The sequence below is a fragment of the Oscillospiraceae bacterium genome, assembly GCA_034925865.1.
Taxonomy (GTDB): Bacteria; Bacillota; Clostridia; order Oscillospirales; family SIG627; genus SIG704.
Genome location: JAYFRN010000006.1, coordinates 256,144 through 273,062 on the forward strand (window position 1 = coordinate 256,144; position 16,919 = coordinate 273,062).

A 16,919-nucleotide genomic window follows, 5' to 3' on the forward strand; every position below is an offset into this window, starting at 1 on the left:
GCGTCATTTATCCGCCGGATGCCTGTACATTATTATATAATAGTATGAATCCGAGTATTAATCAAGAGGGGAAACGTCATTTTTTACATCGATTTTACACATACACCGTACTGATTTTACTTTCCCAGGTTAAAGTATAGACGTAAAGTTATGATTGTATGTAAAGAATGTACAAAAAACAAGACGTGAAAGGAAAGCAATGAATCTCTTTAATGTATTGAGCCTGATTTGCGGGCTCGCGTTTTTCCTTTTCGGGATGCAGATGATGGGAACCGCGCTTGAAAAAACCGAAGGCGGCCGTCTGGAGAAAATTCTCGAAAAACTGACCTCGTCGCCGATCAAGGGCGTGTTTATCGGTATGCTTGTAACCGCGGTGATACAAAGCTCCTCCGCCACCACCGTGATGGTCGTCGGTTTTGTAAACTCCGGCATCATGAAGCTGTCGCAGTCGGTCGGAGTCATTATGGGCGCCAATATCGGTACGACAGTGACCGCATGGATATTAAGCCTTGCCGGAATCGAATCCGATAATTTTTTCATAAAGCTGTTCAAGCCCGAAAGCTTTACGCCCCTTTTTGCGATTATCGGCGTATTTCTTATCATGTTTGTCAAGAAGGGTAAAAAACACGATATCGGGTCGATTTTAATCGGATTTGCGGTGCTGATGAACGGAATGTCGATGATGTCTTCCGCCGTAAAGCCGCTTGCTAACGTTCCTGAATTTGCTCAAGTACTGCTGATGTTCTCGAATCCCGTGCTGGGAGTCATTGCCGGAGCCGTACTTACCGCGATAATCCAGTCATCCTCCGCTTCTGTTGGAATTTTACAGGCGCTGACAGTCACAGGCAGCGTCACATACGGCAGCGCGATACCCATAATAATGGGACAGAACATAGGGACCTGCGCCACCGCGCTTATTTCCTGCGTCGGCGCGACAAAAAACGCTAAACGCGCCGCCATGGTGCATCTCTATTTCAACCTTATCGGGACTTTAATTTTCCTGTGCGGCTTTTACGCGCTTAACGCAATTTTTAAATTTTCCTTTATAAACAGCGCACTCAACGCCGCCGATATCGCCATAATACACAGCGCGTTCAATATCGGTTCGACCATTATCCTGTTTCCGTTCTCGAAAAAGCTCGCGAAGCTTGCCACTGTTACGGTCCGCGATTCTAAAACCGAAGAGCATGTCGTCGTGCTTGACGAGCGTCTTTTAAAAACCCCCTCTGTCGCAATCGATCAATGCAAAAACGCCACAGTGCGTATGAGCGCAACGGTCAGGGAAACGCTGTTCGGCGCGCTTTCCCTTATATCGAAATTCGATCAGAAGGAAGCCGACCGGCTTATGTTAGCCGAGGAAGATATAGATAAATACGAAGATATCCTCGGCTCATACCTTGTGAAAATTTCCGCCGCTCAGCTGTCCGATTATGACAGCCGTGAAATATCGAAGCTTCTTCACTGCATAGGCGACTTTGAGCGCATCGGCGACCACGCCGTAAACATAATCGAGGTCGCTCAGGAAATGCACGACAAGAACGTCACCTTCTCCGCCGAGGCAATGAACGAGCTCAACGTGCTTGTTTCCGCGGTTAAAGAAATCATTGAGCTAACAACAGGCTCCTTTGAAAGAGAAGATGCCAAATCAGCCGGAAAGGTCGAGCCGCTGGAGCAGGTCGTCGATCTGCTCAGAGATGAATTGAAATCCCGCCACATTGCAAGGCTCCGCGACGGAAACTGCACGATTGAACTGGGCTTTATGTTTGCGGATCTTCTCTCCAATTGCGAACGCGTATCGGATCATTGCTCTAATATCGCCGTGTGTACAATTCAACTGCATGAAGACAGCTTTGATACACATGATTACCTGAATACCCTTAAAAAAGAACCTGACGGTGCATTTGCCCGCGAATATGAGTCCTATAAGGATAAATTCAGGCTTCCGGCATAAATCAAATAAAAAATACGCGGCTTCTTTTCAAAGAAGCCTGGCAAGAAACAAAATTCAATATTATTAACTCGGTAATCAAATAATTGACACTATAAGAAAGAAAATGTTCTGGTATATGGGCTTTTCTTTCTTATAAAACAAGGATTATATAATTGCCATTTTAATAAAACAAGAGAGGCGATGATCGGTCGCCTCTCATTTATTTATTATTTTACAATTTAATAATGATTCTGCTTTACATTCTGTAGTAAAGCACATACATCCCCGATCTGTCCGCGGCATATCGGCTTTTTTTCATAACTTCTATCGAAAAATCAAGGTCAAGCCGCTCGTGCAGCTCTGTTATATGATGCTTGCGGCAGAGATGTTCGAACATGTCGATCATTTCGTCACGTCCCGGCGCGCCCAACTCCATTCTCGTAAGGCGCACATAAAGAATTGAGAGCCATTCCTTTTCAACGCGCAAAAACACTTTTTCGTTTTCCGCCGCCGATTTTGCCATATCAAAGCATAATTGCGCCTTTTCAATCATGTCGCTTTCAAGCCATCCGGCGTTCGGACAGTCGCGGATGCGCATGTCGAAAGGTTTCACCGCGTTTTGCATCAGATCAAGATATTCACGTATATACGGAGCCGATTTTCCGAAGTATCCATTAAGAAACTCGTCTGTCAGCGCATAAATATCCTCATACGGATTTATCATAAGCCTTGCCTGCAGATATGCCTGGAGCGGAGCCATAGAGCCTCCGCCGCCCTGTGAAAAATTGCCTTCCTCAAATAGGCCCCTGACCCCGGTTTCGTAAAACAGCCTTATATTCTGCGCCAGCCCGTCGAGATTCGGGAACGGCATAAGATAATGTGAAAAATTTGTGCAGTAATCCCATATATAAAGATGCTTGCATTTCTCGGACCATCCCTTAAGATCATTGACAAACCGCGCCTCAGTCGAGCAGGGATCCGCCTTTATGTAGTATTCAAGCGGCTTTGACAGCGCGCATTCTATATTACATAACCGAATTATTACGTTTTTATGCGCACATAATGTTTTTGGCGGCTTGCGTGTATATTGATACGCAAAGGTGTGAAGATATATGTCCGGATATTCGGCCGCGATGCGCTCCGCGAGTTTATTTGTGAACGCGATGACGTTTGCGGAGGGGCTTCCTTCTTTTTCGTCAAGTGTGCGGCATTTTTCACAGCGGCAATATCTTTGATTATCGTTCTGCGCGACGGAAAAAATCCTGCATGAAGGATTATCTTTTATCCATTTCTTTACGCGTTCAACCGATATTTCCAAAACGTCGGGGTTTGATAGACAAAGCTGCCCATTCTTAATGCGTTTACCGTCAATTTCGGAGAAATACTCGGGATGCGATCCGAAATATTCGTCTGGCGGAACGAGATCAAGCATGGCGTGATGAAAGTTATAAAACCGCTCCATGCCTCCCTGTTTCGGGCTTATATCGGCTTTTCCTGAATTTATTCTGTTGTGGGACGCGAAATATCCGTCGAACGCGCCGCGCCAGTAAACGTCGCGGCATTCGAACGCCGGAATAACCGTAATGGAATCACAGGCTTCGCCGTTTTCGTTTTTAATTTCAATGTCAACGGTGTCTGAGCGGGGTATCCTTATCTCATCCGCCGCGAACCATCTGATTCCGAGGAATCTTTCGAGAAATTCGTATACACCGTAAAGCGTTCCGCGCGAGGTGTCCCCGCGAATGAGTATATCCTCGCCTTCGGTCTTTATTTCGCATCCCTCCGCGCCGAGAGAAAGAAAACCTGCCGGTCTGTCATGTATGCCTCCGCGCGCGCCGCGCCCGACGAATATTTCAGGTCCGCGTCTGTCGCAGAGGTCAGAATGGTAGGGTACTATCGCATCTGTAGCGAGGTATATGTATTTCTCCAGCTCCTCCGCGGCGTATTTTGTAACCTCGTCGGCGTCACGGGATACGACGATGAAGTATTTTGAATGCTTTCCGGAGCATAACGTCATTTTCATTGCGTTATTGCCTTTCTATATTTGATAGGGACGCGCTCAAGGCTCCTTTGGGAAAAGGCTCCTTGAAAATCCCCTAAAACTCATTTGGGATTAATATAAAAACAATCCTCAGCCCATTTCAACGGATTTGTGTCGATGTATTGCCATATTTTTTGGTATTCCTGTTTACTGCGGATGATATGGTCATGGTAAGATCGTTTAAACAACGAAAATCCAATTTCTTTTGAAATTAATGTTTTGAATGATTTTATCAATTGTGGTATGGATTGTTTTGTAGGGGACGATGCCCACATCGTCCCGTTTTCTGACAAACAAATAAATATTATCATATGTATATGATTTGTCATTATCACATATTTGTCAATACCGGTAATTCTATTTATGTATTTTTCTGTGATTATGCCATATTCGGATAATTGAATATTCGGGACGATGTGGGCATCGTCCCCTACAGTAACATTTCATGTTTATCTTTGACGCATATGGTGATAAAATACGCACCATATTGGCTATAATCATAATCTTTTAATCTGTTTGTTTTTCGTTTCGGCAAATTCAAATTATCACCGCCTGTTATTATATAACTGTCATAGTATCGGATGGTATATTTGCCGTTTATTTGTTGCTGTTTATCGGAATTGCAAGCCAACGTTGCTTTTATTTATGTTCTTTTAAAATGTAAAAATGAAAGAATACCGACAGGCGTAAAATACGCGCACCAAAATTCGAGAACGGCAACTCCGATCCAATATGATCCCTGCATATCTGGTGAAAACATTCCTGTCATGGGTATAATGAAGCATGAAATAAAAAATACTCCGTGAATCAATAACAGCCATTTCAGCCACTTATCTGCTTTGGTTTTTGCTTGAATTGTTAGCCCTGTAAAAAAAGTTGATAGCGCCATAAGACCGTAACCCAGTAAATCGTAGCTGAAAAACAAACCGAATTTTTGATAATCAATAATTTTTGCCGCCTGTTCGTCCAATCCGTCCAGCCGCACTGCTGTTGTCTGTGCGAAATACACCAAAAGAATAACGATCGCATACAAGCCCGCAAACGTCAATGCACAATATCCCGCCGCTTTCTTTTGCGCTTCGCATTCCTGCAAAAACGCGCTTATCATCGGCACAAAGCTGAATGCAATAAACATACAGGTAAAATAGCTGCCAAAATTATTTCCGGCAATCATACAAAGCGCGAATCCAATCACTGAAGCACAATTTATAAGCGAGCTGACGATTCCTATTCTGCGATTCATGTAATCACCTCTAAGTTTATATTGTATGCAATTTTTTTCATTTTCTGCTTTTATAAAATTTCTGGTCTCTGATTTGCTTTTTGAGATTTCCCGGCATATTTTATTTATTTTGCTTTCAGTAAGTCTATTGCCTTTTTAATATCATATCCAGCTTTTTCGAGAACAGCACGGGCATCGGTGGCAGTTGCTCCGGTTTCCGCCTCGATCATGCGCTGCGCCCTGTTGCGCAGCTTCACGTTCGCCGGATTCATGTATACCATCATATTACCGTGTACGCGCCCAAGCTTTACCATAACACCTGTCGAAATGGTGGTCAGTACCATTTTCTGCGCGGTCGCTGCCTTCATTCTCGTGCTTCCGCTTATGACCTCCGGTCCGACGGCAGGCGTGATCGCTATATCGCAAAGAGACGAAAGCGTCGACGAACCGTGACAGCTCAGCCCGACGGTAAGCGCACCCAGCTCCTTTGCGTATTTTACTGAGCCGTTGACATATCCGGCGCTTCCGCTTGCCGAAATGCCGAACAAAGCGTCTTTCGCGCAAAGCCCAGCGGCTTTAACGTCTGCAATTCCTTGCTCCGCGCTGTCTTCCGCCCCCTCCGAGGATGCGACCAGCGCTCCGTATCCGCCGGCAAGAATCCCCATTACCGTCTCTTTTGATACGCCGTATGTCGGCGGACATTCCGCCGCGTCAAGCACTCCGAGTCTTCCGGATGTGCCTGCGCCGATATAAATAAGCCGTCCTCCCGCTTTTATCCTCTCGGCGATCGCATCTATCGCGGCGGCGATGTTTATCAGCTCCTTTTCGACTGCAAAGGCGACTGTTTTGTCCTCGTCGTTAATTAACTTTGCTATTTCATAAGCGCTCATGCGGTCAATATGAGCGCTTTTTTCGTTATTCCGCTCCGTAAGATAAGAATTATAGTTTTCCATATCGTTTCTCCATTATGTTGTATATAATTATACGGCTGTGCTGCCGCTGCAGATTGCATCGATAACAAATTAAGTTGATTATCAATATAATACTTCCGGTTCCGGAATTTGTCAACTTAAAAACTTGCCTTATAGATTATCATTTAAATTTCCGGATTTTTAATAAATAATCTCTTATAAAAAAAGGGCTATTTATTGCTGTTTAAAATTACCGCGATAATGACATAAAACTTGCTTTTGAATATTCGGTATGTTATAATCCAAAATAAGCCCATACTTTGATATGAGTACTTCCGGGAGCCGCGCATCACGCGCAAATAAATACATATGGCTTCCGGCTCGCCTTACGAAAGGCGGAGGAAGGGACAAAATGACCAAAACCAAAAAGATTGTACTTGCGCTCGCTGCGCTCGTCATTCTGATCGGCGCGTTTTACGCATGCAAGGTTTTATTCATTGACAAACCGATTGAAGGCCAAAAGCAGATAACCGTCACGGTTATCCATGGCGACGGCACGCAAAAGGAAGTCAAAATCAAAACTGATGAGGAATATCTGCGCGGCGCTCTTGATCAGAAAAAGCTCGTTGCCGGAACGGAAGACGAATACGGTCTTTTCATCAAAACCGTTGACGGCGAAACTGTCGATGATTCCAAAAAGCAATGGTGGTGCATAACCAAGGGCGGTGAAATGGTCATGACCGGTGTCGATTCGACAGTCATCGCGGACGGAGATAAATTTGAGCTGACATTTAAAACAGGATATGACTCATAAAAAGAAGGTTTTGTGCGTTCGGGATATAATTATATTCGGCATTTTTTCCGCTCTTATGATCATTTCCCAGGTCGCTCTCAGCTTTCTTCCCAACATTGAGCTCGTTTCGTTCCTTGTTATGCTGTATGTCTCGGTATACGGCATGAGGTCGCTTTGGGCAATATATGTTTTTGTCGCGGTCGAAGGGGTGCTTTACCCCTTCGGACTGTGGTGGATAAGCTATCTGTATATCTGGACGCTGCTCGCGGTAGCCTCGTATATATTCCGCTCCGCGCAAAGCCCGCTTGTCTGGGCTATTATAAGCGGTACCTTCGGGCTTTTGTTCGGCGCGCTTTGCGCCATTCCATATATATTTATCGGAGGCTTTGCGATGGCGTTTTCATACTGGGTCAACGGGATCGCCTTCGATCTGCCGCACTGTATAGGCAATTTCATTATCGCTCTTGTCCTTATGAACCCCGCGAAGAAGCTGATTATGAAGCTCGATAATAAATCCTGACCGTATTCTATACGGACGACTGTATTGCAATATAACGCATATGAAAATTATAAAAATTACCGGAGGTCAGCAAAAATCTATGAAGATTAAAATAATGCCCGTTTTCGGCACAAGACCGGAAGCAATTAAAATGTGCCCGCTCGTAAACGAGCTGAAACGCCGCCCGGAATTCGAAGTCGTGGTATGCGTTACGGGTCAACACCGCGAAATGCTAAAAAGCGTGCTCGATGCCTTCGGGGTAAAGCCGGATATCGACCTCGAAATAATGAAGGAAAACCAGACACTTTTTGATATTACCAATCTGATAACCGAAAAGATGCGTGCCGTGCTGACGAGCGAAAGACCGGACCTTGTGCTTGTACACGGAGACACGACAACGACGTTTGCCGCCGCGCTTTCCTGCTTTTATCTGTCCATTCCCGTCGGACATGTCGAGGCCGGGCTGCGGACGGGAAACATTCTGAGCCCGTTTCCCGAAGAATTCAACCGCAGAGCGGTCTCTCTTGTGGCAAAATTTAATTTCGCGCCGACCGAAACGGCAAAAAGAAACCTTCTTTCCGAAGGAACGAATCCGGCTTCCATTGTCGTTACCGGAAATACGGCAATAGACGCGCTAAAAACGACTGTGAAAAGCGGTTATTCAAATCCGCAGCTTGACTGGGCGTCAGACAGCCGCCTGATTCTCATTACGGCTCACCGCCGCGAAAACCTCGGCGAGCCAATGAAGCATATGTTCCGCGCAATCCGCCGGATAATTGACGAAACGCCGGATATCAAGGCAATATATCCGATCCATCTCAATCCTGCCGTCAGAAAAACCGCCTATGAAGAGCTTTCCGGCTGTGACAGGATAAGGCTCATCGAGCCGCTTGATGTCGTGGATTTCCATAATTTCATGGCAAAAAGCTATCTTATCCTTACCGACAGCGGCGGTATCCAGGAGGAGGCGCCGTCTCTCGGAAAGCCCGTGCTGGTTATGCGCGACACGACGGAAAGACCGGAAGGAATCGAGGCTGGGACACTCAAGCTGGTCGGGACTGACGAAAAGACGATTTACGATAATTTCCGAATTTTAATAAACGATAAAAAGGAATATAACCGCATGAGTCGCGCCTCTAATCCATACGGTGACGGCACGGCGTGCGTGAAAATCGCCGATTTCCTCGCGGAAAGCTTGTAAGAGAAGCGGGAGAAACGCAAGGGGCTCCGCCTTGACCACCGGGTGCCTTTTGAAAAAGGCCCTCGGACCCCCTAAAACTTTCCTTTTGAAAGATATAATTTTCAATGCAGACAGCAGCCCGAACCGCATCGCGGTTTGGGCTGCTGTTTTCACGTTTAACAAACTATGGTCATTATGGACGAAAAGCTTTATTTCTTATTGTATAATAAATGATTATATTATATTCTCAAGAAGCGAGTTTTTGGACAATGCCGCGATTAAGGAAGCGGCGAAGTGCAGCGAAGTCTATTACGCTCATCCATACAGCAGCTGGGAGCGCAGCAGTAATGAAAACGGTAACAGAATCCTTCGGCGTTTTGTTCCTAAGGGGACAGACATTGGCAAACTGACAGAAAAGAACTGCAACGAATAGAGGACTGGGTCAATAATTATCCGAAAAATTTTCGGCTACAAATCCGCCAATGAAATGATGGTGGCATAGATCAGGTGGCTCGAAAAATTTCAAAAGAATATTTCTGATTTAATCTTATTAACTCGGCATTTAAATAATTACCGCTCAAAGAGAGAAAAGACTTTGGTATATGGGCTTTTCTCTCTCATAAAACAATGCTTATTTAAATGCCGTTTTAATAACTGATAAAAAACTGCAACAATTAAACTTGCAATTTTTAGTACCGAAGGCCGCTCAAGACAATTCTTGACATATTGTCTAAAATATGATACAATTAAAAAAAATAAAATAATCGGAGGTAACAACCTTGAAAACACTTCTTATAAAGCTTTCCACGATAGAAGACGTCCGCAATTTTGTCAACGCGGTGACAAAATGTGATGCGGAAATAGATCTCACTTCCGGCAGATATATAGTAGACGCCAAATCCATAATGGGTATATTCAGTCTCGACCTTTTAAACCCCATTACAATGAAAATCAACGGCAACGGCGATTACAGCAGACTTATGGCCGATATAAAGCAATTTATAGTTGAATAACAGCTTATAGATTTTTGAATTTCAAAACCGCATGTTGCTTTAACCCCCAAATGTCGATTACCATTTTTATCTCATTTAAATGCCGGAACGATTTACGGACGCGAAATTCGCGTCCTGTTTGCCGTTCCGGCACGTTTTATGATATGTCTGTTTTTTATATTCTACATTCAGCAGACATTATATAGAATTTGTTTATTTAGTTGCGGCGCAGATTATAATTTATTGATTTTGTGAAATCATAATCTCAACTATAATGATTCATTAACTGTATTTTCAAAAACTTTCTCGTCTAAATGTTCATCAAAAATTAACAACTGCTTAAGTTGCATATATATAAAACAGAGTTATAATATTCTTCTGCCGATATAGTAATCTGCGGATTATCATCAAGCGGCGGAGGATTACCGTACTGTCTGTGTGCAGGCCGGCAGAAACCGGACGCGGCATCATGGACATCAAAAAAACTTATTTTTATTTTATCATGAATACTTTAATTCTGCTATAAAAAAGAAAGGCATGACAAAACAATGGTCATTACCGATAAATACGGCGTACCCAAAACAGACCCGACAATTTTTTCTTATATTATAACGACTCCCGACGATTTCGATCCCGCGCGCGACAGACTTCCCATGATCGTGTTTTTGCACGGCTCAGGCGAGCGCGGAGACAATATCGAGCTTGTCAAGATACACGGTGTTTCAAAGCACTTTGCCGCAATGGGTGATAAGCGCAGCTGTATAACTCTGAGTCCTCAATGTCCGTTTGACGAAACATGGAACATGCATATAAAAGAGCTGAAGTCTTTAATAGATTATATCGCAGATAAATATAACGCCGATAAAAACAGAATTTCCTGTACCGGGCTCAGCATGGGCGGTTTTGGCGCATGGGAGATCGCCATGGAATATCCCGGATATTTTTCCGCGGTGGCTCCGGTATGCGGCGGCGGAATGGAATGGCGCGCTTCTCTGATCGGAAATACACCCGTATGGGCATTCCACGGAGAGGATGACGATACTGTTCCCGTCGGCAGAACAAAGGACATGGTCAAGACGCTTAAGGCCGCAGGCGGAAACGTGAAAATTACTCTTTATCCCGGAGTGGGACATAATTGCTGGGATAACGCATATGACAAGGAGGAGTTGATTGACTGGCTTCTGTCTCAGTCAAAATTAATATAATGCCGTTTGAAAGAAGCATATGCTTTTATAATTACGATATCGATGAAAACAGTCGTTTACGCGTTTCCTCCGTCATGCATAATATGCAGCAGATCGCTCGCGAGGATCTTGAGCTAGAGGGACTCGGATATGAAACAATGCGCGACCATGGCTATGTTTTCGTTCTCACAAAAATGCGCATGGAGTTTACATCTCTGCCGGAGGCATATAAAAAGAAATTTACTTTAGGCTCGTTTGCCCGCGAAATTCGCGGAGCAACCTTCTTCAGAGATTTCTATATGGATACGCCGGAAGGCGAAAGGCTTCTCGCGGCAGCGAGTACATGGGCGCTTATGGATTACAATGCGCGGCGTCCGCTTCGTCCGTCGGCTCTGTATACACTGAACGTTCACTTTCCAGACCGTTCAGTCGGCTTTGATCCCGAACGAAAGATGGCTCCTGATATTGAGCTTACAAAAGTCGATGAGCGGCGGGTATATTCCTCGATGCTTGACGAAAACCGCCATCTCAACAACTGCGTTTACGCCGATCTTTTATTTGATTACGCAAAAAATACATATGTCTCTCCGTCTATCCAGATCGATTTCTGCGGTGAGGCGCATAAGGACGATATAATAACTGTTTATATTGCCACAGGCGAAAATTTTGATTTTTTGTCGGGATTTAACGAAACCAGGGGAAAGAAGTGCTTCGACGCAATTATTCGCGAGCGTACGAATATAGCCGCGGTAAATGCGACCAGGCTTGAGACAGAAACGGAAACAAAAACAGAAACATAATAAATAGTTAATATTTACTAAGTTAAAGGAAAAGGAAACGAAAAACGAAGGAAATATATAATCATGTCAACAAAAAACGAAAAAAGATTCGTATATTGCGATAACGCTGCGACAACAAGGGTATTGCCCGTAATTGCAGCGGAAATAATGCCGTATTTTACCGAAAATTACGGGAATCCGTCGAGCCTTTATTCAAAAGGCCGGGACGCGAAAAAAGCGCTTGACGATTCGCGCGCGCGAATTGCCGCCGTGCTTAACTGCCTTCCGAATGAGATATATTTCACGGGCGGCGGCAGCGAAGGCGACAACTGGGCCATAAAGGGCGCAGCCAAAGCAAACCAGAAAAAAGGAAAGCACATTATTTCCACCAAAATAGAACACCCCGCCGTGCTTAACACTCTCAGCTCGCTTGAAAAAGAGGGCTTTGAAGTAACTTTGCTTGATGTATATGAAAACGGCATCGTCCGCGCCGAGGATTTCAAGGCCGCGATACGTCCTGACACCGTGCTTGCCGCGATAATGACGGCCAACAACGAAATAGGTACGGTTCAGCCTATAAAGGAGCTTTGCGCGATAGCTCATGAAAATGGAGTGCTCTTCTTCACCGACGCGGTGCAGGCGGTCGGACATATTGACATAGACCTCAAGGATACGGGAGTGGACATGATGTCCTTTTCCGGTCACAAGATTCACGCGCCGAAGGGTATCGGGGTATTATATTTAAAAAACGGCATTCGTGTAAGCAATCTCGTCGATGGCGGAGGGCAGGAACGCAAAAAGCGCGGCGGAACCGAGAATGTTCCGGGTGCGGTCGGCACAGCCTGCGCGCTTGAGCTTATGTGTTCCGACTGGGGAAGAACGAAACGTGCCGAAATTCTCAGTCTCAGAGAAGAGCTTTGCGATGAGCTTCTTAAAATTCCGTATATCAGGCTCAACGGCGACCGAAATCGCCGTTTGCCCGGAAATATAAACATTTCGTGCGAATTTATTGAAGGTGAATCACTTATACTGTGGCTTGACATAAACGGTATCTGTGCTTCGACCGGTTCGGCCTGCTCTACGGCATCTCTCGATCCGTCTCATGTTCTGCTTGCGCTCGGGCTTTCTCATGAAACCGCACACGGCTCTTTGAGAATCACGCTTGACGTAGAAAATACATGCGAGGATATAGAATACATTGCGTCCACCGTACGCGGTGTTGTCGAAAAGCTGCGAGCAATGAGCCCGCTTTACGATAATGTTCTGAAAAGCAAATAATATAGGAGGATAAACAAATGTACAGCGAAAAAGTGATGGATCATTTCACCAATCCCCGCAACGTTGGCGAGATCGAAAATGCCGACGGCATCGGCGAGGTCGGAAACGCCAAATGCGGCGATATAATGAGAATGTATCTGAAAATAGACAACGATATAATCACTGATGTCAAGTTCAAAACCTTCGGCTGCGGTGCTGCCATCGCGACAAGCAGCATGGCCACCGAGCTGATCAAGGGAAAGAGCATAAAGGATGCGCTTAAGCTGACTAACAGCGCGGTCGTTGAGGCGCTAGACGGTCTTCCCCCGGTAAAGATTCATTGTTCTGTCCTTGCCGAAGAAGCGGTCAAGGCCGCGCTTGCAGATTATTACAGAAAGACCGGACGCGAGATCGATTTTGATACCGGCTGCGACGGCTGCTGCGACGCCTGCGGAAAGCACTGAACAGAGACGGGAAGCGTTTGCTTTCTTTGATATGGGAAGCAGCTTTCTGAAAAAAGAAGAACTCTTATTTGAACACGCATAGAAATATTCATCCCCGGAACAGGCGAGGCCTGTTCCGGGGATGTGCGTTTTGGAGGGGGAAGTTTAAGTACGGAGAGTATCTGCCTTGGATTTGCTTAATAAATCAATCCATGTTTATTAGTCCGTTTGTGTCTGGTACATTATCCGGAATAGTATCGATGTTATCATACTCAGATGTGTTAAGCGCGGGCTTGTCTTCAACATCAAAATAGATTTTTCCTTCCGGATATTTTGCTTCTTTATATTCGGTTGGGATAAACTGTTTGATAAACTCAAGCGAAAACGGGACATAAAGGTAAGTACCGACTATTTTATAATAATAATCATCTTTTTCGTCTATTATAGCTACTTTTATACTATGAGGACAATTAAAATCCGGATTTAATTTTTTATCATAAAATCCAGATAAATAATTATAATTTTCTTGCGAATTCATATAACAAAGTTTAATAATATATCTCTTATTCTCAACTTGAAAATCGCAATATTTATTTTTAGAATAGCCACTGCCCAAATCATACTCGAATATCGTCCATTCAATCCCGTTTTCTATTTCTTTTGATTCTTTATATGTTTTCCTTGAATTCTCACATAAATTTATAAACCCTTGCGCACTAATATCTTGATTCATATATTCAATAAATTTTTCTGTCATAGTATGTTTATATGATAAAACACTAACATCGATCCTTGTTTTTTCATATGCATCTTTCCTATCTGTGATATACAGATATCCGTAAGATCCGCTCCCGGAAAATGTAGAAAGCCAATGTTTATACCCTTCCAACTTGGCAGGAGTGTAAATCTTAGTAGGCAGATATATTGGTATATCTTTATGAGAATTTATTAAAATAGCCAAATTGATCTTCGATATATTGAGATTAAATACTTCGTCGACGAAGTCCTCATATTTGTTAAAACAAATTGATCCCATTTTCATTGCAAGATCGGCGTTTACTTCGGCATTGCATTTACTTGCATCCAGAACAGGGCTTCCGTCTTTGTCGTATGTCACTTGATAAAACGCTTTCTCATCTACATATCCACATGATGATATAGCTGATGCGAATATGAAAATTATAAGTATATAAATAAATAATTTATTGATCATTGTAGTTTCCTCCCATTAATTTCCGACGTGATGAATTTTATTGAATTTTCCATTTACTAAAGTATTGCAGCTTGAGCAAAATGGTAATTCATTATTATTCAAAATATCGCGAGCAAATATATAACTACTATCAGACTCATAATATTCCATTATACAATTCCATCCATTATTAACATCATGCCCAGATCCGTATACATCCGGAAGACCAAGAGTATGGGCAAATTCGTGAGAGTACACGATCTGGCTGTACGCATTTCTATCATCATCAAGATCATATGTATATCCGTAAATACATACAACAGGGCGTGATGATATAGTGTTGTTATATGCATCATAAAGTCCAAGAACTGATGCAAGAGCAGTCGGATGATAATGTACTCCTCCGGAAAAATAACAATAAGCGTTTACATTCCTGTCCATCCAAAGTGAGTATACAAAATTATCATAACGAGGTGTGTAATATACATTGTCTGATAGGACAGCGTGGCTTTTATGATGTGCACTCGCGCATACCACTGTGGTAATATCTGGATATATGCTGAGAACAGAATTACAGTCATTATCACAAACAGCATTTAAAACAGAAGGGTTATGACATGTGCATGTACAAGCAGAAGAACAAGGCGAGCCATTGTTTCCGCATGAACATCCAGCTGGTCGGTGGCAATCATCCGCAATCGATCTTCCAAAATTTGTTGATTTATATTTCAAATTGAAACCATATCTGCCATATACCGACTGCGCAAATCCCATCGCATCTTCAATATAATTAACACAGTTGCTGTCTGCGTTTTTATAATACGAAAGGTCATATTTATTTATCAGATAAAACGTATTTAATTCGCTTATAAACCAATTTGTATTATTTGATAAAGTATTGCTGACGGAAACAGAATTTCCACTTCCGTATAAGTATTTCGAGTTGTTTGAATACGGAGAAATTCTGTATGTACATTCAGTGTAATAATTAAATTTCCATCTGCATGTAGAAGAGTTATACGTAGACGTATATCCGACAGATTGATTAGAAAAGCTCAGATATAAATCTCCATTATTATTAATCTGATCGAGGCTCTGTATCGTAAAATATCCGTTTCCAACATGATCAAGACGCCATCTTATTGAACTGTTCGGGTCAGGAGTCTCACCGAAATTTGTAAAACTTGCTAGTGATACAGAATTACCAGCATATAAATAATAATCATTTGATTTATTCCTATATATATAAACGTAAAAAACAGCCCGATAGGTGTCAACTTTTAAAAATATTTTCAAAAACTTTTAAATATTTTTTACATACAGGAAAATACTTCATAATAAATATGTTCATATTACTATTGCCATATTATCACCAATGGCAACTTATGTCAACGATTATTTTGTTATATTCGGAGGTTATAATATAATTATTTATTACATAACGAGAAATCAGGCTTTATGCCGATTACAAATATATTCTATATAATGAACACAGTCAGTAATGCAAAGCGTAAAAAAGCATCCCGAACCGCGATGCGGTTCGGGATGTTGTCTGACTCGTTTGTTTGATTTTTCTAAAGGTAAGTTTTCGGGGGTTCGAGGACCTTTTTCAAAAGGTACACGGCGCGTCAAGAGGCGGAGCCTCTTGCGTTTCTCCCTTTATGCTTACAAAATTTTTGCTCCGCGTTAATTAAGAATTTTCGATCCGCGTTGATTAAAGAATTTTCGATCCGCTGTCGCCGTCGACAAAGAGGATAGCGCTGTCATGGCGGCGAAGGATGGAGGCCGGGCACTTTTCCGTGATGTCTCCGGTAACGGTGGCAAACACGGCGTTTGCTTTTGTTTTGGCGGGAACCATGCAGAAAAGGTTCTTGCCGGAGAAAAGCGTCGGAATGGTGAGCGTGAGAGCATGGGTCGGAACATCGGAAAGCGTCTTAAAGCAGCCGTCGTTGACCTGCTGCTGACGGCATATAAGGTCAAGCTCTACGACCTTGACGGCCTTCGGATCGTTGAAAAACGCTACATGCGGATCGTTGAAGGCGATATGTCCGTTTTCGCCTATTCCCATGCAGACGATATCTACCGGATGATCGGCGAGCAGCTTTGAATAGCGCGCGCATTCGGCGTCGATATCGGGATTAAGCCCGTTGAGATAGCTGACGGACTTAAAGGGCGCCTTTGAGAAAATACGGTCGCGAAGGAAATTGCCGAAGCCCTGGGGCGCATCCTTTGCGAGCCCGACATATTCGTCCATGTGGAACGCGTTAATACGTGAAAAATCGATCTCGGGGTCGGTATAGAGCGATTTGAGAAATTCGTTCTGAGAAGGAGCGGCGGCAAAGATCATATTGATCTCTGATTTTTTCGCAAGAAGCTCTTTCATCTTTTTTGCGCACGCGGCGGCGGCATATGCGCCCATCGCGGCTCTGGTATCAAAAATTTTTACGGCAAGCTTGTCTTTTTTGAATTCTTTTATAAGAGCCATTTTAATTGTCC

Annotated in this window: 16 protein-coding genes; 10 read left to right on the plus strand and 6 right to left on the minus strand. The window is 43.5% G+C overall.

Features of this window, described 5'->3' with window-relative positions:
- Positions 1-199: 199 nt before the first annotated feature.
- Complete coding sequence (locus VB118_03535; protein ID MEA4831674.1) at positions 200-1,951, plus strand: Na/Pi cotransporter family protein; 1,752 nt, start codon at positions 200-202, stop codon at positions 1,949-1,951.
- Positions 1,952-2,186: 235 nt separating this feature from the next.
- Here the strand turns inward: VB118_03535 and VB118_03540 are convergent, their stop codons facing one another.
- From VB118_03540 to murQ, 3 genes are all read right to left on the minus strand, one after another.
- The gene (locus tag VB118_03540) at positions 2,187-3,953 is read right to left on the minus strand and encodes a DUF4838 domain-containing protein (protein ID MEA4831675.1); all 1,767 of its coding nucleotides are present in this window, start codon (positions 3,951-3,953) and stop codon (positions 2,187-2,189) included.
- Between the two features lie 661 nt (positions 3,954-4,614).
- Positions 4,615-5,214 carry a hypothetical protein gene (locus VB118_03545; protein ID MEA4831676.1) on the minus strand — a complete coding sequence of 200 codons (600 nt, stop codon included), beginning with the start codon at positions 5,212-5,214 and terminating at the stop codon, positions 4,615-4,617.
- Positions 5,215-5,318: 104 nt separating this feature from the next.
- Positions 5,319-6,146 (minus strand): N-acetylmuramic acid 6-phosphate etherase, encoded by an 828-nt coding sequence (murQ, locus tag VB118_03550; protein MEA4831677.1) that lies wholly within the window; start codon positions 6,144-6,146, stop codon positions 5,319-5,321.
- Positions 6,147-6,516: 370 nt separating this feature from the next.
- On the opposite strand from murQ, the gene VB118_03555 reads away from it, so the two are divergent.
- From VB118_03555 to nifU, 9 genes are all read left to right on the plus strand, one after another.
- The gene (locus VB118_03555; protein MEA4831678.1) at positions 6,517-6,918 is read left to right on the plus strand and encodes a DUF4430 domain-containing protein; all 402 of its coding nucleotides are present in this window, start codon (positions 6,517-6,519) and stop codon (positions 6,916-6,918) included.
- Complete coding sequence (locus tag VB118_03560) at positions 6,908-7,417, plus strand: hypothetical protein (GenBank protein ID MEA4831679.1); 510 nt, start codon at positions 6,908-6,910, stop codon at positions 7,415-7,417. The genes VB118_03555 and VB118_03560 overlap by 11 nt, the downstream gene beginning before the upstream one ends.
- A 79-nt stretch (positions 7,418-7,496) precedes the next feature.
- A complete protein-coding gene (wecB, locus tag VB118_03565) occupies positions 7,497-8,597 on the plus strand; it encodes a UDP-N-acetylglucosamine 2-epimerase (non-hydrolyzing) (protein ID MEA4831680.1) in 1,101 nt (366 codons plus the stop codon).
- 31 nt (positions 8,598-8,628) lie between these two features.
- Positions 8,629-9,009: a hypothetical protein gene (locus VB118_03570; protein MEA4831681.1), complete on the plus strand. Its 381-nt coding sequence runs from the start codon at positions 8,629-8,631 to the stop codon at positions 9,007-9,009.
- Positions 9,010-9,355: 346 nt separating this feature from the next.
- Positions 9,356-9,589, plus strand: a complete 234-nt coding sequence (locus VB118_03575; GenBank protein MEA4831682.1) for an HPr family phosphocarrier protein — start codon at positions 9,356-9,358, stop codon at positions 9,587-9,589.
- A gap of 527 nt (positions 9,590-10,116) precedes the next feature.
- Positions 10,117-10,773 carry a prolyl oligopeptidase family serine peptidase gene (locus VB118_03580; GenBank protein MEA4831683.1) on the plus strand — a complete coding sequence of 219 codons (657 nt, stop codon included), beginning with the start codon at positions 10,117-10,119 and terminating at the stop codon, positions 10,771-10,773.
- A complete protein-coding gene (locus VB118_03585) occupies positions 10,773-11,552 on the plus strand; it encodes a thioesterase (protein ID MEA4831684.1) in 780 nt (259 codons plus the stop codon). Before VB118_03580 ends, VB118_03585 begins: the two co-directional genes overlap by 1 nt.
- 63 nt (positions 11,553-11,615) lie before the next feature.
- A complete protein-coding gene (locus VB118_03590; protein ID MEA4831685.1) occupies positions 11,616-12,809 on the plus strand; it encodes an aminotransferase class V-fold PLP-dependent enzyme in 1,194 nt (397 codons plus the stop codon).
- Between the two features lie 17 nt (positions 12,810-12,826).
- On the plus strand, positions 12,827-13,252 hold the full coding sequence (nifU, locus tag VB118_03595; GenBank protein MEA4831686.1) for a Fe-S cluster assembly scaffold protein NifU: 426 nt from the start codon (positions 12,827-12,829) through the stop codon (positions 13,250-13,252).
- Positions 13,253-13,436: 184 nt separating this feature from the next.
- Here the strand turns inward: nifU and VB118_03600 are convergent, their stop codons facing one another.
- The 3 genes from VB118_03600 to VB118_03610 all read right to left on the minus strand — a co-directional run bounded on the left by VB118_03600 (position 13,437) and on the right by VB118_03610 (position 16,908).
- Positions 13,437-14,444 (minus strand): hypothetical protein, encoded by a 1,008-nt coding sequence (locus tag VB118_03600; protein ID MEA4831687.1) that lies wholly within the window; start codon positions 14,442-14,444, stop codon positions 13,437-13,439.
- Positions 14,445-14,459: 15 nt separating this feature from the next.
- A complete protein-coding gene (locus VB118_03605) occupies positions 14,460-15,719 on the minus strand; it encodes a hypothetical protein (GenBank protein ID MEA4831688.1) in 1,260 nt (419 codons plus the stop codon).
- Positions 15,720-16,137: 418 nt separating this feature from the next.
- Positions 16,138-16,908 carry a glucosamine-6-phosphate deaminase gene (locus tag VB118_03610; protein ID MEA4831689.1) on the minus strand — a complete coding sequence of 257 codons (771 nt, stop codon included), beginning with the start codon at positions 16,906-16,908 and terminating at the stop codon, positions 16,138-16,140.
- Positions 16,909-16,919 lie beyond the last annotated feature (11 nt).